The organism is Kordia sp. E, from assembly GCF_056033805.1.
In genome coordinates, this window is the sequence record NZ_JBRASR010000001.1 from 436,124 (window position 1) to 456,765 (window position 20,642).

At 30.6% G+C, this 20,642-nt stretch carries 22 protein-coding genes; 5 read left to right on the forward strand and 17 right to left on the reverse strand.

The genetic code is table 11. The features are described from left to right. The first annotated feature begins 143 nt into the window (after positions 1-143). From ACUUYC_RS02120 to ACUUYC_RS02130, 3 genes are read left to right on the forward strand one after another with little or no spacing between them, the layout of a single operon-like run. Positions 144-1,352: an aminotransferase class I/II-fold pyridoxal phosphate-dependent enzyme gene (locus ACUUYC_RS02120; protein WP_474263316.1), complete on the forward strand. Its 1,209-nt coding sequence runs from the start codon at positions 144-146 to the stop codon at positions 1,350-1,352. Further along, positions 1,349-2,425: a fatty acid desaturase family protein gene (locus tag ACUUYC_RS02125; RefSeq protein WP_474263318.1), complete on the forward strand. Its 1,077-nt coding sequence runs from the start codon at positions 1,349-1,351 to the stop codon at positions 2,423-2,425. The genes ACUUYC_RS02120 and ACUUYC_RS02125 overlap by 4 nt, the downstream gene beginning before the upstream one ends. Continuing rightward, complete coding sequence (locus ACUUYC_RS02130) at positions 2,397-3,035, forward strand: hypothetical protein (RefSeq protein WP_474263320.1); 639 nt, start codon at positions 2,397-2,399, stop codon at positions 3,033-3,035. The genes ACUUYC_RS02125 and ACUUYC_RS02130 overlap by 29 nt, the downstream gene beginning before the upstream one ends. A gap of 291 nt (positions 3,036-3,326) precedes the next feature. On the opposite strand, the gene ACUUYC_RS02135 is transcribed toward ACUUYC_RS02130, so the two are convergent. The 3 genes from ACUUYC_RS02135 to ACUUYC_RS02145 all read right to left on the reverse strand — a co-directional run bounded on the left by ACUUYC_RS02135 (position 3,327) and on the right by ACUUYC_RS02145 (position 4,532). After that, positions 3,327-3,554 (reverse strand): hypothetical protein, encoded by a 228-nt coding sequence (locus tag ACUUYC_RS02135; RefSeq protein ID WP_474263322.1) that lies wholly within the window; start codon positions 3,552-3,554, stop codon positions 3,327-3,329. A gap of 68 nt (positions 3,555-3,622) precedes the next feature. Beyond that, the gene (locus tag ACUUYC_RS02140) at positions 3,623-3,838 is read right to left on the reverse strand and encodes a hypothetical protein (protein ID WP_474263324.1); all 216 of its coding nucleotides are present in this window, start codon (positions 3,836-3,838) and stop codon (positions 3,623-3,625) included. Between the two features lie 142 nt (positions 3,839-3,980). Then, positions 3,981-4,532, reverse strand: a complete 552-nt coding sequence (locus ACUUYC_RS02145; protein ID WP_474263326.1) for a LytR/AlgR family response regulator transcription factor — start codon at positions 4,530-4,532, stop codon at positions 3,981-3,983. A 244-nt stretch (positions 4,533-4,776) separates the two neighbouring features. On the opposite strand from ACUUYC_RS02145, the gene ACUUYC_RS02150 reads away from it, so the two are divergent. Beyond that, entirely contained in the window at positions 4,777-6,486 is a 1,710-nt protein-coding gene (locus tag ACUUYC_RS02150) for a tetratricopeptide repeat protein (RefSeq protein ID WP_474263328.1), read from the forward strand. Between the two features lie 149 nt (positions 6,487-6,635). Then, positions 6,636-6,848: a hypothetical protein gene (locus tag ACUUYC_RS02155; protein WP_474263330.1), complete on the forward strand. Its 213-nt coding sequence runs from the start codon at positions 6,636-6,638 to the stop codon at positions 6,846-6,848. A gap of 308 nt (positions 6,849-7,156) precedes the next feature. Here the strand turns inward: ACUUYC_RS02155 and ACUUYC_RS02160 are convergent, their stop codons facing one another. The 14 genes from ACUUYC_RS02160 to ACUUYC_RS02225 form a co-directional block, all read right to left on the reverse strand. Beyond that, positions 7,157-8,542, reverse strand: coding sequence for a pyridoxal phosphate-dependent decarboxylase family protein (locus ACUUYC_RS02160; RefSeq protein WP_474263332.1), 1,386 nt, complete (start codon positions 8,540-8,542; stop codon positions 7,157-7,159). Between the two features lie 22 nt (positions 8,543-8,564). Beyond that, complete coding sequence (locus ACUUYC_RS02165) at positions 8,565-9,104, reverse strand: cysteine dioxygenase (protein ID WP_474263335.1); 540 nt, start codon at positions 9,102-9,104, stop codon at positions 8,565-8,567. A gap of 360 nt (positions 9,105-9,464) precedes the next feature. Next, the gene (locus tag ACUUYC_RS02170) at positions 9,465-9,632 is read right to left on the reverse strand and encodes a hypothetical protein (RefSeq protein ID WP_474263337.1); all 168 of its coding nucleotides are present in this window, start codon (positions 9,630-9,632) and stop codon (positions 9,465-9,467) included. Between the two features lie 145 nt (positions 9,633-9,777). Next, on the reverse strand, positions 9,778-10,776 hold the full coding sequence (locus ACUUYC_RS02175; protein ID WP_474263339.1) for an LLM class flavin-dependent oxidoreductase: 999 nt from the start codon (positions 10,774-10,776) through the stop codon (positions 9,778-9,780). Positions 10,777-10,865: 89 nt separating this feature from the next. Next, entirely contained in the window at positions 10,866-12,041 is a 1,176-nt protein-coding gene (locus tag ACUUYC_RS02180) for a radical SAM protein (RefSeq protein ID WP_474263341.1), read from the reverse strand. A 4-nt stretch (positions 12,042-12,045) separates the two neighbouring features. Next, positions 12,046-13,146, reverse strand: a complete 1,101-nt coding sequence (locus ACUUYC_RS02185) for a hypothetical protein (RefSeq protein WP_474263343.1) — start codon at positions 13,144-13,146, stop codon at positions 12,046-12,048. 3 nt (positions 13,147-13,149) lie between these two features. After that, positions 13,150-13,389, reverse strand: coding sequence for an acyl carrier protein (locus ACUUYC_RS02190; protein WP_474263345.1), 240 nt, complete (start codon positions 13,387-13,389; stop codon positions 13,150-13,152). An 84-nt stretch (positions 13,390-13,473) separates the two neighbouring features. Beyond that, on the reverse strand, positions 13,474-14,130 hold the full coding sequence (locus ACUUYC_RS02195; RefSeq protein ID WP_474263347.1) for a nucleotidyltransferase family protein: 657 nt from the start codon (positions 14,128-14,130) through the stop codon (positions 13,474-13,476). A 17-nt stretch (positions 14,131-14,147) separates the two neighbouring features. After that, a complete protein-coding gene (locus ACUUYC_RS02200; protein WP_474263349.1) occupies positions 14,148-15,098 on the reverse strand; it encodes an SDR family NAD(P)-dependent oxidoreductase in 951 nt (316 codons plus the stop codon). Between the two features lie 11 nt (positions 15,099-15,109). Then, complete coding sequence (locus tag ACUUYC_RS02205) at positions 15,110-16,210, reverse strand: glycoside hydrolase family 3 N-terminal domain-containing protein (protein ID WP_474263351.1); 1,101 nt, start codon at positions 16,208-16,210, stop codon at positions 15,110-15,112. Positions 16,211-16,215: 5 nt separating this feature from the next. Continuing rightward, entirely contained in the window at positions 16,216-16,545 is a 330-nt protein-coding gene (locus ACUUYC_RS02210; protein WP_474263353.1) for a hypothetical protein, read from the reverse strand. Positions 16,546-16,689: 144 nt separating this feature from the next. Next, positions 16,690-17,475, reverse strand: a complete 786-nt coding sequence (locus ACUUYC_RS02215; RefSeq protein WP_474263355.1) for a galactosyltransferase-related protein — start codon at positions 17,473-17,475, stop codon at positions 16,690-16,692. Then, positions 17,472-18,944 carry a glycosyltransferase family 4 protein gene (locus ACUUYC_RS02220; protein WP_474263357.1) on the reverse strand — a complete coding sequence of 491 codons (1,473 nt, stop codon included), beginning with the start codon at positions 18,942-18,944 and terminating at the stop codon, positions 17,472-17,474. The genes ACUUYC_RS02215 and ACUUYC_RS02220 overlap by 4 nt, the downstream gene beginning before the upstream one ends. 5 nt (positions 18,945-18,949) lie before the next feature. Continuing rightward, positions 18,950-20,572 carry a hypothetical protein gene (locus ACUUYC_RS02225; protein ID WP_474263359.1) on the reverse strand — a complete coding sequence of 541 codons (1,623 nt, stop codon included), beginning with the start codon at positions 20,570-20,572 and terminating at the stop codon, positions 18,950-18,952. Positions 20,573-20,642: the final 70 nt, after the last annotated feature.

Sequence of the window (20,642 nt, forward strand, 5' to 3'; positions counted from 1 at the left end):
ACCAGTGAAGGCAACTTTGCTGGTTTTATATCTTCAATCTACGCTACAATTTGTCCTGTTTTATAACTGAATGATTATTTTGGACAGTAGCTCACAACGGTCTATTTACTTTCATACCATTATTATTTTTAAATAATTTTGGAATGGATATTTTTAAGAGAATACAAGGTAATAACGGACCTATAGGAGAACTTCAACATATTATTGAAGGCGACTTTGCATTTCCTAAACTCGAAGGACAAATTTCTAATCATATTTCCTTTAATAACAAGAAACTCATTTGTTGGAGTTATAATAATTATTTAGGCTTAGCCAATTCAACAGAAGTTAACGAAATTGATGCTTTTGCTCAGCAAAAATGGGGAATGACATATCCTATGGGATCTAGAATGATGACTGGTGATACTTTTTTACATGATACGTTTGAGAATAATATTGCAGCGTTTATACATATGGAAAAAGCTTTGTTACTCAATTTTGGGTATCAAGGAATGTTATCTGTTATTGACTCCTTATTATCTCCAAATGATGTTGTGATTTCTGATGAACAATGTCATGCATGCATCATAGACGGCATACGATTGCATCGTGGAAAAAGATTAATTTTTGAGCATAATGATATTGAAAGCTTAGAAGAGGAATTAAAAACTGCTCAAGGAATTACACAGAAGACAAACGGTGGTATTCTTGTGGTTACCGAAGGCGTTTTTAGCATGTCTGGCGCTCAAGGTAAACTAAAAGAAATATGTGCTTTAAAAGCAACATATGACTTTAGACTTTTGGTAGATGATGCACACGGATTTGGAGTTATGGGACCTGATGGAAATGGAACAGTTTGCGCACTTGGTTTGGAGAACGAAGTTGATTTATATTTTGCAACCTTCACGAAGTCTATGTCTTCTTTTGGAGCAATCATCGCCGGAAAGAAAGAAATTGTAAATTATTTTAAATACAATTTACGTTCTCAAATGTTTTCAAAATCATTGCCAATGCCTGTCGTTTATGGATTAAACGAACGATTGAAAATTGTCAAAAAAGCACATCCTAATAGAAGAAAACTATTTGAGATCACAAATCAACTTCAAGAAGGCTTGAAACAAAGAAATCTTCTTTCTAGTAACGTTACTAGCCACATTACACCAGTATATTTTAATACAGAATTAGAAAACGTGTTGAGTTTTCAAAAAGAATTGGTGCATCGTCACGGAGTGTTTTGTTCTGTAATTATTTATCCTGTTGTTCCTAAAGGAGTTGTCATTTTTCGTTTAACGCCAACTTCTTTACATACAAAAGAAGATGTGGAACATACGCTGAAATCTTATGATACTGTATTTAAAAAGTATATAAAATGAAAGCGAAAATAACATTTCCGAAAGAACCTGATTCTTTTTATAAAGAGACTTGCAAAGAGGTTCAAGAGTATTTTGAAACAAATACTCTCACAAAGTATGGCAATAACACACTCATCCGAAAATATGTTATCCTAAAAACACTATTTATCAGCACATATGCGCTTATTTTTTATGTACAAAATAGTCATGTATTATGGTTGTTTTTTGTAGTTCTAGGACCTTTGGGAATCATTTTAGCAATTAATATTTCTCATGATGCTATTCATGGTGTTGCGCATTCCAATACATGGATCAATTCGTATTTTTCAATACAAATGGATTTGATTGGAGCCAATTCATATGTTTGGAAAAGAAGGCATCAATTTGGGCATCATACATTTCCGAATACGCTAGGTAAAGATCCTGATTTGACACAGACAAAGATCGTGAAAATTTTACCCAAAGCAACATACAGATATTATCATCGATTTCAATTTATTTATGTCCCATTGTTATATTCATTGTATACTATAAACTGGATTTACATTCGGGATTTTACTGATTTTTTCTCAAAGAAATCTTCCATAAAAAGTATTCCTAAGAAAGAATATATAAAGCTAATCGCTTTCAAATCATTGTATATCAGCATTTTTATTCTAGCGCCACTTTTTTTCACATCCTTGTCTATAACCCAAGTATTGCTCGGTAATGTCGTATTGCATGTTTCTGCAAGTTATTTTTTAACATTAGCGTTAGTGCCTTCGCATGTTTCTGAAAATTCAGTTTTTATCACACCTAATATTGATGGGGAAATGCCGTATTCATGGGCACATCATCAGGTTATTACAACAACAGATTTTGCTACAAATAATTATATAACAACATGGTTTCTTGGAGGCTTTAATCATCATATTGCTCATCATCTTTTTCCAAAAATCTCTCATGTTCATTATCCCAATATTACTCCTATTATAAAGCGATTGACAAAAGAGTATGGATTGCAATACAATCATGAAAGTAGTGCTTTACACGCCTACCTATCACACTATAATTTATTAAAAAACAATGGAAAACGACAAACTACAACTTTCTGACACTGAGATAGTACACTATAAAAAACTACTCACAAATCGTTTTATTGAAAACCCAAGAATGTCTTTGTTATTTAACAAAAATAAAAAGAGTTTTAATAAGAACGTTTTTAACTTGGTTAACTATTGTTTCCATATCGCTTTAAAGGCCAATGGTGTGTATGTTTCTCAAAACAAAAAAACAATTGTATTGTTTTATGAGCATTCTAAATTGAAAAAGAGTTTTAGTGATTATTGTAGATATTTTAACGTTATAAAAGGTATTTCATTTTCCAATTTAAAGAATGTATTGAATAATGAAAAAGAGATCAAAAAGCATAAATTAAAATTGGACAATTATATATATGTTTGGTTCATTGCACAAGAAAAAGGCTATGGGAAATTAGATGGTTTAAATGAAATTAACCAAATGCTTTTTAGGCTTTCTAATAGAACTAAACTCCCAATTCTTTTTGAAACATCAGATATTCGATTGATTCGTTTTTACAAACATGTAGGTTTTGATGTGTATAAAAAGTTAGATAGTGGTTCCGAAACAATTTACTTTTTTGCAGATAGAGAAACGGTAGAAAATTATACATTAAATACAAAAGCACCACTTATTGCTAAGTGATGCTTTATTAAAATATGCTTTTAAAAAATTATCCCGCACAATGTAAAATTGAAGTAGTACAGCCTCTCTCATTTGTTGCGCATTCAACATTATATGAACCTGGACAACACGCAGAATTACCATGTGAGCCACAAGGTCCTCCAGAAATTCCCCCCATAAATTTCTGTTAAATCGAAATTAGAAATTGTGTTTCTTTTAAGCGTCAATGATTTAAAATTTTGTTTTTTCATAATATTGAGATAAGAAAGCGAACCGAAGTCCGCTTTTTTGTATTTGAATAAATCCTAGTGGTTAGCAAATAGGAACTGTATTCGTATTTACTTGATATGTTACACATCCAACTGCTGTAACAGGAATACACTCAGCTGATTTTGGCGCTTCACAGATACGTGGATTTCTACTATCACAGCATTCAGTATTATTGATCCATGTGAATCTTCCTCCTGAAATAGTTTCTACTTTTAAATTTGAAATTGACTTTTTGTTTAATACTAAACTTTTGATTTTTTGTTTTTTCATAATTTTTGAGTTTGAATGTTAATATTAATGTGATATAGCTATATTTTTGTTTTTTATTTTATTCGTTTTTATTCATCATCATCATAGTTTCCAAAAAAGAAGTATAATGCACCTCCAATAAGTATTAAGAGAATTCTAATTACCCAACCCATTGTATTTCCCCACACATCTACCCATGCAAGCAACCGTATATTGTAATTGAAGATTGAGAGTACTATAGACATAATGCCCATTGCTGCGAATAAGAGACCGCCAGCGCCTAATTTTGATTTGATATTTTCCATATTATTTTATCCTATTTATTAAGGTAAATGTATATGGTATCTGTGAAGAAAGAAATAGAGAATCTATATCTGAGTAGGTAGAAGATATATTTGCTAAACTTAAATTAATAAGTGCATTTTAGTAAATGCTGAAAAATGTATTTTATTTTTTATTCCAAGTAAAAAGACGCGTTATAAAGTTATCTTTTTTACGTGATGATACTGGAATTTTCTTTCCCGTTTTTAAATAGATAGTCCCTGATTTATCGTACTTCTCAATAAACTTCAGATTCACAATAAACGATTGATGTGGTCTTGTAAACGAGTTTTGAGTCAGTTGTTCTTCAAACTCTTTTAATGATTTTGAAGCCAGGTGTTTTTTACCATTGCTTAAGTAAAAAGTAGTATATCCTTTATCGGATTCACAATACATTAAGTCTTTTAAATCTATGACTTGAAAAGAATCTTGAAGTGATAATATTAATGTTTCACTAGTACTGTTTAAAACTTGCTTCACCGTCTTTAGTTGCTGTTTTAGAATTTCTACAGATAGTTTATTTACTTTATCTAAAGCTGCCGCAAGTTGAGTATCAGAAGCGGAGCGGTTGTCTCTGATACCAACCCAAGGAATTATTTTTTTTATCCCAATGGTTGCCTGATTTAGGCCACCTACAACTTTACCTGCTTCTTTCTGTGTGATTTCTTTTTTTCTCATAACAGTAGATATTTTGAATTAATAATTGATTCAAAGTAAACACGTTACTATAGATAAACAAAGCAATGTACTTGACCTTTTATAAAAGATCAATTGCGTTTTTATAAAACACTGTATGTAAGCTTTACCATCTTTGTAGGCTTACAAAACCATCAAAATAGTAGTTAATATATTTAGGGTGTTTTTCTTCTTCAATGGAATGGATTTTCTCATTATATTTGATTAATTTCAAGAAAATTATTTTATGCCTAATAGTAAACTATCCTCTAATATTTTTAAAAGAATTTCCTTCCTTGTACTCTTTTTTAACTTTTCAATGCTGTATGCACAACAAGATTCTTTAGCACATAAATCGTATGAAGATTTAGATGCTTTGTATTTATTGTATAGATATGACAATCCTAAAAAGGCTAAAATATATGCCGATGAGCTCTATGCTAAAGTTCAAGTAACTAAAGATGACAGAAAAATTGGGGAAGCCCTATATAGAAAAGCTTTTTTAGCTAAGTCATTAAATGATAATACAAATGCATTTAAGTATGTAGAAAATTCAATTTCTATTGCAAAAAAAATAAATAGTGACTCTTTAACTTTTAAAAATATTGCGCTAAAAGGAGATATTTTTTCATTCAAGGGTGAGTATAAAAACGCTCTTGATGAATATTTATTAGCAAAAGATATTGCGAAAAGTATGGGCAATATTAATACTGTTTTAACTGTAAATCATAAGATAGGATTTCTAAAAAAGCAAACTAAAGATCTAAAAGAAGCAATACAAATATTTACTGAAAATTTAAAATTAATCCGTCAGCAAAATAATAGTGATTTAGAGCGCCTAGAAATTAAAAGTCTTAGTCTTCTTTCAGATACATATTCAAGAATGGAAGATTATAAAAATGCTGAATTATATAGTAATCAAGCATTACAAAAAACCTCTGTTCATAAATTTCAAGATTTATATATTTATAATTCTGTTAATAAATTCATTAACAGTTTTCAACAAAAAAAACACACTACAAGTATCAATCATATACATTCTTTACTTCACACCATTTTAGAGTTTGGTGATCGACAATCTTTAGCGACATCTTATCTTTATTTGGGTAAAAATTATTCACAATTAAAAGAATGTGATAGTGTAATAAAGTATTTTGAAAAAATAAAAAAAATTACGTCGGAAGAGGGTTTTATTTTTCCAGAAATGGAAGAGGTTTATGAGGGGTTAACTTATTGCCATTCCTTATTGGGCAATAATGAAAAAAGTAGAGAAAATCTAAAATTATTAACTGTATTAGGTAAAAAAAATGATAGCATTAATACAGATATCAATAATGAAATCCACGAAAAACATGATATTATTCCCTTAAGAGAAGAACTAGAATCCTCAAATGATTATGGACAACAACAAAAAAGCCGAGCAACCTTATGGTATAGTATCTCTGCAATTTTAATCTTTTCGTTATTATTATTTTTCTTCCTGTATAGAAAAAAACAACAGCAAGTTAAAAAACGTTTTCAAGCGCTTTTACAAACTATAGACACCTTAGAGCAACCTAAAACCGAGCCGCAACTGGTAAAAACTACTGCTTCGGTAATTACAGATGAAAGTGTATTGGAAATATTGGAAAACTTAAAAACTTTTGAGGAAAAAAAATATTATTTACGACAAGATTGCACCTTAGCCTTTGTTGCTAAAAAACTAAAAACCAACACCTCTTATTTATCAAATGTGATTAATACGTATAAAGAGAAATCGTTTAAAGCTTACCTTACCGAATTACGAATCAACGCTGCACTGATTCGCTTAAAAAATGATCCAAAATTAAGAGCGTATACCATTAAAGCCATTGCGGAAGAGTTTGGTTTTAAACGTCAAGAAACGTTTTCTAAAGCCTTTAAGGCGCAAACCAAAATGCTTCCTTCACATTACATCAAAAGCATTGATAATCAATAACATACACAATTGATCTTTTATAAAACATCAATTACGAAATTAGTAGTTTCTAAAAATATTTCTCACCTTGTTGACAATAATAAAACAAACTATATTGCATTATGAAAAATTTAAAGTTTAAAAAAATTAAAATCGCTAAGATTAACAATTTGAGCAGGATTTTAGGCGGAAACAATGAAATACCTAGCTATCAACAAACTGTTAAGTACAATTGTATACCAGACACTGTTCTTTGCACTCAAGAAAGTGTAGAAGGTTATACTTGTCCTACAACAACAAATACTGGAACAACTTCATTAAATAGTAAACCTGGTTTTGCCAATACTGATAGATGTACTAATGATTGCACGGATGGATACTAAGGATAATGTTTTATCCTTAAATGAAGTAAATTTTGTATATTAGAAAGAGATGAGAGTCTTTTAAATTATATGTAATGCGACTTTCATAACACGATTCTTCTAATAGTATTACAAAATAGGGCGTATTCATTTATCAAAAAACAGAGAATCTATTTTCGAGTGACCTGAAGGTATAAGTGAAGTATTTAGGTCAATAAACGTATTCCGCTTATGAGTAGAAACGAAAAGAACAATAAAATAAACCGTTTATTACGCTTATTTTATTGTTCTATTTTTGGATGAATTTATCTCTTTTTGAGTACTTGTACTTATTTGATATTTAGTAAGCTTGGATTTTCTTCAACAAATGCTTCTAGTACTTTAAAGAAGTTTAATATGTCTTGTTTTGTGTTGTTTGCATTTACCGTTACCAATCTTACAAAAGTATCATCATTGAAAGATCCGAAACCTACAACCGTAATTTGATGTTCATATAAGGCAGTACAAAGTACTGTTGGATCAATATTTTTGTAGTTGAAACAGATCGAAATTGAGTCATCAAAGCTATATAAAGTGTAATCTGAATTACTCTTAATATAATCACGTGCAATAGCTGCCAAATCAAATTGCTGATCAACAATCTGCTTTAGACCAGTTGTTCCAACAGATTTCCATAGTGTCCAAAACTTCAAAGCATCATTTCTTCTTCCACATTGGAATGAAGTTTTACCTAAGTTAAAGTCATCTCCATCTGTTTGATACAGATAATCAGCTTCAATACTAAATGAATGATGTAAATGCTTTTTATCATTTACAAGTATGATAGAACACGTTAAAGGTGTACCAAGCATTTTATGTGCATTGTAACTGAATGAATTAGATCTTTCAATTCCTTTTATTAGGTGTTTATATTCTTCGCTAAATATTACACTTCCACAATATGCTCCATCAACATGAAGCCATAAATTGTATTTTTCGGTGATGTTAGCAATTTCATCTATTGGATCAAACGCACCTAAAACTGTTGTTCCTGCAGTAGCATTCACATAGGTAGGCACATATCCGTTATTTATATCGTCAATTATTTGTGCTTCTAATTTCACTGGAATCATTCGTCCTTTTGAATCAGCTTCAATGTAACGCATGTTATCTGTTCCTATTCCAGCAAAACTTGTGTTTTTTGCATTTGAATAGTGTGATTCTTTAGATGTGTACACAATCATTGGTTTGGACATCCCTTTTGATCTACATCCAGGATCTTTAGCATCACGTCCCATAATCAATGCCATGTAGTTACTCATTGATCCACCTGTTGGAAATGTTCCATTACTTTGTGCTCCATAACCAACTAGCGCACACGATTTTCTAATAATTTCTTGTTCTATACCAACCTGAGGACCTGCAACTTTGTATGTATACATGCTATTATTTAGCATTACGGCAAGTAAATCACCTAAAACAGCTTTGCTTTGTCTTCCACCAAATAGTTGATTAAAGAACAAATTTGTTGCTGTTTTCGGAGTAGATATCATCACGTTTCGAAGTGCAACTTTAAACTCATCATCTAATATTGCGGAATCATTTAGTGATAAATCGATAGAATCGTAAAGTTTATTTGCTTCTATTCGGTCAGCAACTGGGTTATTTTCTTCTTCGTTTAATAAGATTTCAACAAGCTCATTAAATAAAGTAATATCACTATTTATTTCAGACATTGATTTTTTTTTAAGTTTTTTGCTAATAGCAAGGAGAGGTATGATAAGACAAGCTCTTATTCACAATTTTTTTTGATTTTTCATCAAACACATTACAATTACGTATTGGCTTTGCATATAGATGAAGAGACATACTTCTTTTATTTGAAAGATTTTCTAAGCAATGATATCCCATAAAGTCAATCATATAGCTAGTCTCATTCATTTTAGAAATTTTTGGATTAGTCATGATTAGTGCACCATTTTCATCCTTTGTATATATTGTTTCTCTGAATTCGCCTTCAATAATTTTCACCCAACATTCTTCACCACCGTGATCATGAATAGGTGTTTTTTGTCCTTCTTCCCAACATAGCAGAATGAGTTCAAATTTTTCGTTTTCAACAATACAATTTCGGGTGTAACAATTATCAGACCAAGAACAGTAGTCTATAAAGTCGGAACTTGGCAAGTTCGCAGAGCGTATTATGTTATTATACTTCGTCCTCTCTTCTTCACAAAGAGCTGTGACTAAATCACTTAATGATTCAAGAGTTGTAGAATTTTGTTCTTTAGAATTCAAATCGTTGAGGCTTTTTACTGTTAATCCTATTCACAAATTCAAGGTACTCTCTAAATAACAGTTAATTATCTTAGAACATTTATGAAAGAACTTTAACATTGTAAAATTAGTCATTTTTAAACTTTCTGACGAATTTTTAGCCATTATTCGGCATTTTATGTTTAAAAATCACAATTTATCATGTTTTTTTAGCATACTTATGTTAGGTATTTTTAGGTTACTGAAGATCATAAAATTGTATAACTATTTTTTGATACGATACTACCATAGTATCAATAACCATATCTATTAAAAAACTAAAATGCTACACTAAAATATTTATAGTGTAGCATTTTTATTTTTCTAAATTGCACTCAATTCTTAACCGATAGGTCTTCTAGGTGCAGGTGCAGCAGGTGAAGCCGCTTCAGTAGTTTCATTACACATACATCCGCTATTAGCCAATCCTCCAAGAAGTGTTTCTGCTTGGTAAAACTTTAAAACCTTAATTTTTTTTAACTTTAAGGGTTTTGCATTTTTATTTTTCATAATTATAAGAATTTATTAAATCAAATATAGCTTTTTTTTAGGAAAAAAGCTACTAGAAAAGTTGATTTGTTTGATCAAAATACCTTGTTAAAGGTTTATTTTCTTGTAATAGCATACAACAGAAAGCTCGATTATTTTCTAATGATTACTTTTTTAATCTTCTAATTACTTTATTAATTTCCTGCAATTCATCATAACCTGTTTTAGGTATTTCAATAATGATACTTTCAATTCCTTTCTCAATATAATTATTTACATACTGAATAACACCATTATAGCTTCCTACTAAGTAAGTAACGTCGGAATAGCCTTGTATAAAAGGTACTAAACTGTAAATAGAATCTTCTTCATCGTTTTTATAATTCTCATACACTTTTTTCTTCCAAACCGAATTTGATTGTTTTATAGAGATTTGTTGTAAAATAGACCGTTTCCTATCTAGCTTACAAAATGATGCCAAGACTTCTTCAGCTTCTTCCTTCGTTTTTCTGGCTATAATACCAAAATGATAACTTGTTTTTTTAGTGGCATTTATCGATATATTAGATGCGCTTTCGCCCATCTTTAGCTGTGTTATGTTCTTCTTTCGAATTAAATTTTCGGCATGTTCTGAACTTCCTGCAATATGAAAAACTGGCAATAATTTTTCAGGTAACGAACCTTTAAATATAATATCTTCTAAAGTATAATAGACACCTTTGAAACTGTACGTTTCGCGTTCATTTTCCGTTAATAATTCTGCTACTATTGTTATAAATTCATCTAATCGATTATATTTTTCTTCCTTAGATAACTTGTCATTTATCTTTGATGAATCCACTGCTGAACCGCCTGTAATGAAATTCAGGTAAATTGGCCTTTGATAGAAAGTAGATAAATTATAAATATTTCGAACCACATATAATGGATGTACAAAACAAGGATTAATAGCTATAAAAGGTAATTTTGAAGATTTAGCTAATAACTCTTGCGCAAAAAACCATGGATTAATTGGACCTTCAATAGATTCTGGCAATAAGGTTCCTGAAAAATTATGCGCATCAGTTTCCTGAATGAAATCAGTTAGATATGTTGAGAAAGGTAATTTTTCTTCAAAAATTGAATCACGTGAAATTCCTAAAAGGTTAAAAATTTTTATAGCCATATTACTTGATGGTTCATTCTAGTATACTGACTTCTTTTAGTGCAGCTAGCAAAGAATATTTTTTTCTATAAAATCATACAAATTCATCATTACATTCCATTAGAAAACAAAATTTCACATTTAGCACAAATAGGCATCAATTCGTTGTTATGTGTTTCTCTAAATTTATTAAATGTTTCTCCATGCCATACTTCTTCCATAGAATTTAAATGAAGATTTCCCATTTTAAATTCTGTAAACTTTTTACAAGAAACTACAGTTCCTGATGGCATTACATCCATACGATTTGAAATTCCTAAACATGTAGATTTACATGAAGGTGCTTTAGATTTACCTTCGAGATATCCTTTAATTTCATGCAATTCTAAATTTGGTTGAAAACGAATTCTAATATCCCAGGTTTTGTCTAAAATTCTATTAATTTGAGCAAGTAAGTCATTCAATTTACTCATGTCTATATGAAAGTCAAACGATTCCCATGTTTTTCTTTTTATACGTGATTTTTCAAGCCATGAATAATTTTCGTCATAGTAATCAGTCATAGCCTGTGCTTCATCTTCTGGAATGTACCACGGAAAGTTAAAGTATAAGGTATCAACTCCTTTTTCCTCAAAATACTCACAGCATTCATATAAATGCGGAATTAAGTCTTCACTAAATACTGCAGCAATAGAAATATGTCCTTTGTAAACACCTTGTTTTTGCAAATCGATCAAATGATCAACATTCGCCATTATCTTTTTAAAAGTACCTTTTCCTCTTAATTTATCATGCTGCGCTTCTAATCCTTCCACACTTACTAAAGTGGTGAGTTTATCAGATATTTTTATCAATGAATCTATTTTTCGTTTTATCGATAGTCCATTGGTGCAAACTACTGTATCTCTAGGATCATTTGCTAATAATTCTACCAACTCATTCCAATACGTATAAATCATTGGCTCGCCTCCCCATAAGTAGATATGTGATTTTCTTTGACGTGTTTTCTCAAATAGATCTTTTACGATATCAATATCTAAATCTCCTTGAACTTTTACTTCTTTTTTGTCTAATTCTCTATGAAAACCAACATCGTTCCATTGAAAGCAATGTGTACAACGCAAATCACATCTATTGGTTAGCTTTAATCCTATTTCACGAGGAACTTCAGATGCAAACGTAGGATCTTTAAGTCGTTCAGTATAGCATTTTCGAGTGAAATCGATTTTTTCTTTAAATCGTTTTAATGATTCTGTCGTATATGGCTTGGTGCTTTTTGGTTGCATGATTTTAATGTTTGCTTAATAAGTTTGTGTATGTTGTTAGAAAACATGGAGTTTCCTTTTTAATGGCAGTAATTCGTTGATGAATTTCGTCTAAAACAGCATTTTTATTCATACTTTCTTGCCATGATTTCATTGGGATTCCAAGCTGTAATGTTTCCCATAGTTTTTTATTACTGTCTTCGTTTTTTCCAACGGATTTAAGGAAGATTAGTGGTGCTTCAGTGATTAAAGAATCCATTAGTGTCATTCCGCCTGGCTTGCTAACAATAGCTTTACTTTGCCTAATAACTTTTAGAATTCCTGGATGCTTCTCATAAGAATTAAATTGAGATGCTTCGCTTCTAACTATTTTACCAAAAGGAGGAAAACCATCTTCATATAAAGGATTCCATTTTGGTTTGTTTGCATACAATGTTAAGTGTTCATTTTCTGAAATATCAGTTTCTATTTCATTGACAATCAAATTTACATGATATGCTGGTATAAATTCATCTTTTGTATTTGCAAAGTCTCCTAAAGACCAACCGCCACCATGTATGGTTACACTATTTTTTCGTTCTGAAAAAGGAATAGCTTGTATTTCAGGAATGTTTAAAACATAATTGATTTTACCTTCTACTGCATTAAAAAAAGATAGATCGTTTGTGATTAGCTCGTTTAAAGAAGAAAGTGTTCCCCAAGTTGAAGAAACTGCAGAATCTATTCTACAAGTATCTATTACGCAAGTTGGATGTTTCTTTTTATATTCATAAAGTGTTTCAAGCCATAATCCTGTGAAACACAGAAAGTGTGTACTGTGGTTTTTCGCCCATTCATTAAATAGCATTTCCGTTTTTTCAGCATTTAATTTTTGAGTGTACGAAACAGGAATTTTGGAAGCAATTCGAACCAATCGTACATCTTTTTCAAATGCAGCTCTTGTTTTTTCGAATTCTGACATTGCATTAGCATCAAAGTAACGTTCTATAATATAGATATTTACATTATAGTTTAGCGCTTTCAACTGTTCATATATAATACGCGCAGGAAAATATACTCCATATCCAATAATGGAAGTAACAATATTAATTGTAATGGCGCTATTCGCTTCTTTGTGTATGCTCATTTTTTATGATAACTCACGCTCAATATATTCTTTGAGTGATTTATAGGTAAAGAATGTTCTTAAATCAATTTCTTCTAAATCAACCTCAACTCCAAAAACATTTTCAATTTCTAAAATAAAATACATCATATTGAGTGATGTCAACCCTAATTCGGAAGTAAGATTGGTTTCTTCCTGAATTTGCTCTGGAGTGATCGTATCTTCTAAAATCTCGGTCAGTATAGCTGCTAATTTTTCTTTCATTTGTTACTATTTATTTTCTATTCTTGTCAAGTGGAACATTCTAATTTATCTTTTAATATGCTGATAATTTTTTGCAAGAATGTTTCATATGTTTGTATATAATTTTTCGGCAATGTGCAATTGTGCTTCGGTATTTATAGAATACCACGTTTTGGTATATGTATCTGAAGCAAACAAAAGTTTTTTTGAAATCAGTTGCTCCCAGACTTCATAAAAATTTTCAACTTTTTGTGTGTTATTATTAATTTTTTTCGGGTTTATAATTTGTATTCCCGAACCATAGATAAGGCTTTTTTCGAATCTATTTAATGCTGTAATTCGATCGCCATCTTTTTGAATAAAGTCTCCTTCAATTCCTTCTATAGGCGCTACTGGAATTAACATACACATTGGAGAATTGAGCTTGCTATATTGCTCAGAAATCCATTGCAAATCAATTTCAACAATATTATCACAAGTTAAGACTAATACTGGTTCGTCCAATTGTTTTAGTAATGTATTGTACAACCACCAAGAATTTCCTTTCCCGTTGGTATTAAAAATATTATGAACACCTTCTTTAATAGCATATTCTGCTAATTCGGCGCCTTTGTATCCTACGGTAATACTAATAGAATCTAAGTCTAAATTTTTTAATTGTTTTAACGAATTCCCAATAAGCATCGCATTATTAAACTGAATCATTGCTTTTGAGGTATGACTCGTAAGAGGCATCATTCGTAGTCCTCGTCCAGCAGCCATTATTAAAGCATGTTTAATCAAAATATGGCATCGGTTTTAAATGTTAACAGCTTTTTTAATTCTTCGTATGGCAATGTTTCCTGATTATCCGTAGCAATTGAGTTTTCAATCGAATTGTCTACTGTATGATTATGAATCAAGAAAAATGATTCACCATTAAGCTCTATTTTTGAAGTAGATTTTACTTCATATGGATCAATCATAACTTCATCAATGCTCTCGCCTGCTCTCGCAGGAATCTTTTTATAACTTCCTCCATTTATGTCTATAAAACAGTCTAAAGCATCTTGCATATGCACCGTTTTCATTTCTGGACAAAGTATTTTCCCTTTCGTATGTTCTATATGAATTAATGAGTTTTCAACCAGTTTTGCTGCATCGTCTAAGCTAAAAATAAAGCGTCGCATGTGCGCACCAGTAGTTTCTATTAAATTGTCATTTTCCTTCAACATTTTTTTCCAAATTGGAAATACCGAACCTGTAGACCAAGCAATGTTTCCAAAACGCACACAGGCAAACTTTGTCTTTGTATCGTCATTCATTAAGACGAATAACTTTTCCATCACTCGTTTAGATAGTCCATAGAATGAATTGGTTTGTGCACTCGCTTTATCTGTAGAGATTCCAATAACAGATTCTACATTGTTTTCTATCGCAGCTCTCGCAACATTTTGAGATCCTTTGATATTTATATCTAAGCATTCATTTGGAAATTGTTCTGCTAAATGTATGTATTTAGTAGCTGCTGCATGAATAATTATATCAGGTTTTGTTAGCGAAAGTGTTTCGCGTACAGCGTCCATATTTGTAATATCCATTGGAATGACTTCACAACCTATTATTTTACGAACACGTTCGTTTAGATAGTTGTTTCTACCGCAGAGTACAACATGATGTTCCTCTTTAAGTCTTCGCGCTAACGCACGTCCTAAAAAACCAGTTCCTCCTGTAATTAGAATTTTTTTCATGAACAGTGTTGTTAAAGGTTTTCCTTAAATTTTAGAATTCTTTTATATGATGCATTAATTAGTTCTTCAGGAATTTCACCATTGGTAACCATTTCTTTTACAATGTCAATAATATCTTGTGGAAGAATCATACCTCTACCTTTCATAGGAATATGGTTCGAGAACATTAATACATCTACGCCAGCAAGAATTGCCATTTTTATAGATTTTTCAAAACCAAATTGATCAGCTATTGCTTTCATTTGCATATCATCAGAAAAGATAACGCCTTCAAAACCAAGATCACCTCTTAGATAATCTGTCATTATTTTTTTAGATAAGGTCGCTGGAAGTTTAGAATCATCTAGTTTTTCATTTACAATATGCGCTGTCATAATGGCATCTACATTTCCTTCATATAGTAATTTGACATATGGAAAAACTTCTTTTTGCTTCCAATATTTACTAACATCTGTTACATTGAAATGTGAATCTTCTTTGGAATTTCCGTGTCCAGGAAAGTGTTTGATAACCGTTTTCACATTGAAGTAACGATGACTTAAGATTACTTGTCTTGCGTGTTTAACTATGTCATCTGGCTTTTCAGAGAAAGCACGGTGGTTTTTTCCAATTGGCGGATTGTCTGCATTATTAACATCTACCACAGGTGCATAGTTTACATTAATTCCTAACTCCAATAAATTGTGTGCTATAATGTCGCTGTAGTACTTTGTAGAATCTATATCATCAACATCTCCAAGATATTTTGCTGAAACCGTTTTTGGGAAACCATATTTTTGCTTCAATCGATTTACTTTTCCACCTTCTTCATCAATACTTACTAGTAATGGAAGCGTTGCATCTTTTCGTAATATGGTAATTAATGATTTTAAGTTTTTTACTGAATTTTCTTTTGTTATATTTTTCTCATAGATCAATACACCGCCCAATTTTTGAGCTTTGATGTCAGCTAGAATTTTATTGTTAGCTTCTATTTTGGTATCGCTTCCAATACCTAACATCAGCATTTGCCCAATTTTTATATCGAGACTATCTGTTTTAACTTCTTGAGAAAATCCTACTTTACAAACTAAAAGAAAGGATAGTATACTAAATAATGATTTTAATTTCATGTACTCTATTTTCTAATTGCTTCAATAGTTTTATCTCCGTCTCGATCAAATTTATGGTATTCTTCTACCTCTAAGCCGTTATAAAACAAGCAATATGCCAATTCTTCATTTTTATGAAAGAATAAGATAATTTGATCTGATTTGTATTGTTCGCCTTTTACTATATAATTTATTATATATTTTACAAAAAATATACTTCCAGTTTTGAAGTATTCACGCTCAATTTCTTCGTTATTTTGATAAATTGCACCTTCATAATGAATACGCATTTTGAAGACTTTTTCAAATCCTTCTTTCAGTTTTGGTTCACAAGAATCTATTTGTATGATATTCATGTTATTTTATCAATGGATTATATTATTCTAAATTAATTGGATTTTTTTGAGTATATCAATAGTAAATATACCTTTTTTTTGTATTATTTTCTTATTGAAGAAAAGAAATCTAGCTTGATTTTTATGATATAATATCATTTTAAATTACAATGCTTCAATATCTTCTTCGTAAGTTCCTAAAAAGTCGCCAATTAAATAATTAGCAAGCGCTTTTTTAAAGTTTAAATCTTCATTTGTAGCTTTGTCTTCTTTGATCAAATAACGTTTGTTGTCGGAATGACTTAGGTGAATACAGTTTCCTTTTTTCACTCTTTCAATTCCATGGAATTCTAATCGATATACCAAATCGATATCTTCCCAGCCCCAACCGACTAAATCAGTATTCATACCACCAATTTTGATAAAATTAGATTTTGAAAGAATTACTAAGCCTGGACAACTTCTGGCATTTTCAGATAGAAACATTCGGTTTGTTTCTACTAAAACTTCCTTTCCATTTTGACTTTTAAAACCAATATAGTATGCAAGTTCTTTTATTTCACCTTCTATTATTTTCTTAGTACTTCTGTTGCTCTCCGTCGTTTTTTGCAGCGTTAGAAATGAATTCTCATCTTTTAAAGCAGCTGTAATTTCATCAATTGAATCATTGATTACGATATCACAATCTAAAATAAATATTGTTTCATTTTTAGCATGATATACGCCAATGTTTAATGCTTTTGATTTATTGAATACATCACTTTCTATATGTATTAGTTTAATATTATTTAGTGCGGATGTATTTACAATTTCAGTAACTTCTGCAATATTCCCGCCAAAATTGACAATAATGATTTCTATGTGATCAAGATTGAATTTATTGTAATTCTTTTCTAAACTCTCTGCCAAGTCAGGTCTGTTGCTCCAAGGAATAATAATACTTACATTCATGCTGTTTTGTGTTGAGAACATACTAAAGCTCCTATTGAAAGTAAATTCAATAGTGCATTCGTATCTAATTTAAACGATAATTTTAGTTGCAATTGGTCATAATTAATGCCAGTCATACAAATATCTAAGATCTCTTTGGTTTGCGCTGTAAAAGGTATTTTTAATGGCCATGCAGGATCTTGAAATGTAATTTGATTGTCTTGAATGGTAAATCTACTGAAAGTTCTCAGATAAAGTGCACTTGAAAATTCTATGTTTTTAATAGACGTATTACAATATATTTGCGCTACTTTTTGATAATAACTCCATGAGGGTTTTACTTTTGGCAAATACTCATTTTCCTCATATGTTAAGAAGTCTAAATTACCTGTCATGCTAATTGTAGACATTTCAGCATTCGTAGCAACATTGACTATTTCAACTAAATTCTGAGCACAACTTTTAAAAGAATAATGTTCTTCAGCTCTTTCCAAGCAATTGTTGGTTATTGCTGCTTTTAAGGTTGCATCACCGTAGAGTTTTTTTATAAATTCTAATCCTTTGTAATATTCTGACCTTATTCCTGATGCTGAACTCCAAGTATCTAATAAGAAACCAGTTTTTTCATGCAGAATAGAATCTTTTAATCCTCCATAAGCAGTTCCAATAACAGGAGTACCACATTTCATAGCTTCAATAGGTGCGTAGCCAAAGTTCTCATCTAAAGAATTTGTAGGATGCATTAAGAAATCCAAAGCCCCATAACACAAGGTTAATTCGTCATTACTAAGATTTGATTGAAATTGAATTATGTTTTCACTTAGTTGATACGAATCTATGAGTTCATTGATATACGTGTGATATTCGTTTTCTGTTTTTTGCCAATTTAGAATTGGATAATCTACCCAATAGTCTCCAATTATAATAAGTTTTACATCTTTTGTAACTTCCTGTTTCACTTTGTTCAGCATGTGAATTGCATGATTCAGGTTTTTTTGAGGTAAAATCCTAGCTACATATCCTAATAATAGTGTATCCTCATTGATATTGAATACAGATTTACAATCATTTTTAGAATAGTTCAGCTCTATATCTTTACTGATTGGTAACTTAAGCAAGTGAATATTTGGAGGCGTTTTAAACACTTCTTTTAAGATTGCTATATCACTTGTACAATTGACAATGAAAGAATCGTGAGCACTTACCTTTTCAGCATTGTTGATTAGGAATTTATAATTTAAAACAGCTCCGCCATGTAAGCAAAATATCACTGGTGTTTTAATTTTATCTTTATGTTCCCATACAAGATTTCCAAAAAAGTTAATAATTACATCAAAGCTATCCAGTTTATTAAAAAATTCCTGCTCACTATGAATTAAAATTATTTCGTGTGTATTTTGTAAACTTTCTATATAAAATGTTTTTGTTCTTTCTAAACTAATCCATCCTTTTAAACCAATACATAAGAAGCCTATTTTTTTTAACGTCATAGTTTTTATACTTCTAATGCTTGCATTCTGTTAGAAATTTTCTCTTCACTTAGTGCTATCAATTTTATAAAGTCTTGAATAATTTTATCGGTAGAAACCTCTTCATTATATAACATATGTAAACGTCCGCAATTGTACCAAGTTTCATCTATTGAGACCTCTAGTTCTGGAACGTTTGCTTTAATGTGTTGATGTATTTCTTCTAAACCTGAAAACAAATCTTTGTATGCTGCATCTTCAATGTGTAGTTCTACACCAATTGAATTATTAAGTGTGTATTGCACTATTTCAAAATGCACAGAACGTGGCCATTTGTTTGGATGATATCTTCTAAAGTGTTCAAATCCTCCTTTTAATTCCAACTCACTTTCTTTTAAGATTTCATTTTCTAGCACTTCATTAAGTCTTGGTAAAACGTTGTAATCTTTTACTGAAAATAAGAAGTATTCTTTATAATGTTGTTCATCTGCATCTTGTGGAGTCGATGCTGAATTTTCTTCTTGAATCGCATCTAAATCAACCGTATATAGTTTTAGTTTTTCATTGATATTAAAATCAGCATCCAAGTTTAGATTTTCATCTACATGCTTTGAAATTTCAAGCAATAGCAATGATGCTCTTCTGTAATGTCCTAAGGAAAGGAAACTTTCTAAAAAGCTTATAGCATCTAATCCAAAATGATATAAAAATCTATTTGCTGTATTGACAGCTTTGATCATTAAATTATAATGAACCATATCTATTTTGAATCCATTCAGCATTCCGAAACAAGCATTTTCAATAGCGTGTCCTAAATAATACACATGATTCTCAAAATAACTAAGAATCACCATTTTATCTCTTATTGATGTAAGCAAAGTAAGGTCGCCATCTTCATTGAGTATTTGCTCAAAGATGAGTTGTATTAACCCAACCATTTCTGTTTGGCCATCTAAAAACCGTTGTGCATCTGGCTTATATTTCTCTAATTGCGGAACTTTGGATGTGATAGCACATAATCCTTCCGACAAATGAAATTTACGACAGACTTCAAATCCTCCGTAATCGTGTGCATCAATTCCTCTGTGTATTAATTCTTCTAAATTATGTGAAACTCCACCTAGATAAAATATATTTTCTAAATCGTTTTTTTCGTAATTGTTTGCAAAGGCAAAAAGTAGGTGACCTAGTTCTTCTCCTTTGTTTTTATTAATCCAAACACTGTTGAACGCTAAGTCTTTTAAGGAATGATTTTTTACTTTTACTTTATTAAAATCAACTCCTGCCATACTTGTGTATGCTAACGATTGCCATGGATGAAAATCTCCTTCAGGATCGCATTGTTTGATAAAAGGTTGATTGTTTTTATAAAAAATGAAATCTTCCATTTTTTCAATAATAGGCGCACCTTCATATATAAAGTTTCCCCAACCACATATTAAATGCGATAAATTAGGTAAACTGTTTCTTTCAACTATTATTTTGACATTATTTTTTAATAAGATATTTACTTTTGCATCTACTTTGTTTAGTAAGTTACTATCTAACTCTTGGGGAGTTTGTTTTATGGTAGATTTTAATTTTTTTAGCGCTTCTTTTTCTAGATCGGAAAGTGCTATCGGAAACCATACTTTTTCCTCTTTTTTCATTACAGAAATTCTTTAAATAAAAAAAAGCGAATGTTAAAAATACATTCGCTAATTAATTAAACTAATAGTT

What these genes read in the sequence shown, in the direction of transcription:
- ACUUYC_RS02200 (WP_474263349.1), bottom strand. Translation starts at nt 15,098, where the DNA reads ATGAAAAAAATTCTAATTACAGGAGGAACTGGTTTTTTAGGACGTGCG.
- ACUUYC_RS02215 (WP_474263355.1), bottom strand. Translation starts at nt 17,475, where the DNA reads ATGAATGTAAGTATTATTATTCCTTGGAGCAACAGACCTGACTTGGCA.
- ACUUYC_RS02135 (WP_474263322.1), bottom strand. Translation starts at nt 3,554, where the DNA reads ATGAAAAAACAAAAAATCAAAAGTTTAGTATTAAACAAAAAGTCAATT.
- ACUUYC_RS02125 (WP_474263318.1), top strand. Translation starts at nt 1,349, where the DNA reads ATGAAAGCGAAAATAACATTTCCGAAAGAACCTGATTCTTTTTATAAA.
- ACUUYC_RS02190 (WP_474263345.1), bottom strand. Translation starts at nt 13,389, where the DNA reads ATGAAAGAAAAATTAGCAGCTATACTGACCGAGATTTTAGAAGATACG.
- ACUUYC_RS02160 (WP_474263332.1), bottom strand. Translation starts at nt 8,542, where the DNA reads ATGTCTGAAATAAATAGTGATATTACTTTATTTAATGAGCTTGTTGAA.
- ACUUYC_RS02205 (WP_474263351.1), bottom strand. Translation starts at nt 16,210, where the DNA reads ATGAAATTAAAATCATTATTTAGTATACTATCCTTTCTTTTAGTTTGT.
- ACUUYC_RS02145 (WP_474263326.1), bottom strand. Translation starts at nt 4,532, where the DNA reads ATGAGAAAAAAAGAAATCACACAGAAAGAAGCAGGTAAAGTTGTAGGT.
- ACUUYC_RS02225 (WP_474263359.1), bottom strand. Translation starts at nt 20,572, where the DNA reads ATGAAAAAAGAGGAAAAAGTATGGTTTCCGATAGCACTTTCCGATCTA.
- ACUUYC_RS02140 (WP_474263324.1), bottom strand. Translation starts at nt 3,838, where the DNA reads ATGGAAAATATCAAATCAAAATTAGGCGCTGGCGGTCTCTTATTCGCA.
- ACUUYC_RS02130 (WP_474263320.1), top strand. Translation starts at nt 2,397, where the DNA reads ATGGAAAACGACAAACTACAACTTTCTGACACTGAGATAGTACACTAT.
- ACUUYC_RS02195 (WP_474263347.1), bottom strand. Translation starts at nt 14,130, where the DNA reads ATGGCTGCTGGACGAGGACTACGAATGATGCCTCTTACGAGTCATACC.
- ACUUYC_RS02120 (WP_474263316.1), top strand. Translation starts at nt 144, where the DNA reads ATGGATATTTTTAAGAGAATACAAGGTAATAACGGACCTATAGGAGAA.
- ACUUYC_RS02170 (WP_474263337.1), bottom strand. Translation starts at nt 9,632, where the DNA reads ATGAAAAATAAAAATGCAAAACCCTTAAAGTTAAAAAAAATTAAGGTT.
- ACUUYC_RS02150 (WP_474263328.1), top strand. Translation starts at nt 4,777, where the DNA reads ATGCCTAATAGTAAACTATCCTCTAATATTTTTAAAAGAATTTCCTTC.
- ACUUYC_RS02220 (WP_474263357.1), bottom strand. Translation starts at nt 18,944, where the DNA reads ATGACGTTAAAAAAAATAGGCTTCTTATGTATTGGTTTAAAAGGATGG.
- ACUUYC_RS02210 (WP_474263353.1), bottom strand. Translation starts at nt 16,545, where the DNA reads ATGAATATCATACAAATAGATTCTTGTGAACCAAAACTGAAAGAAGGA.
- ACUUYC_RS02185 (WP_474263343.1), bottom strand. Translation starts at nt 13,146, where the DNA reads ATGAGCATACACAAAGAAGCGAATAGCGCCATTACAATTAATATTGTT.
- ACUUYC_RS02180 (WP_474263341.1), bottom strand. Translation starts at nt 12,041, where the DNA reads ATGCAACCAAAAAGCACCAAGCCATATACGACAGAATCATTAAAACGA.
- ACUUYC_RS02175 (WP_474263339.1), bottom strand. Translation starts at nt 10,776, where the DNA reads ATGGCTATAAAAATTTTTAACCTTTTAGGAATTTCACGTGATTCAATT.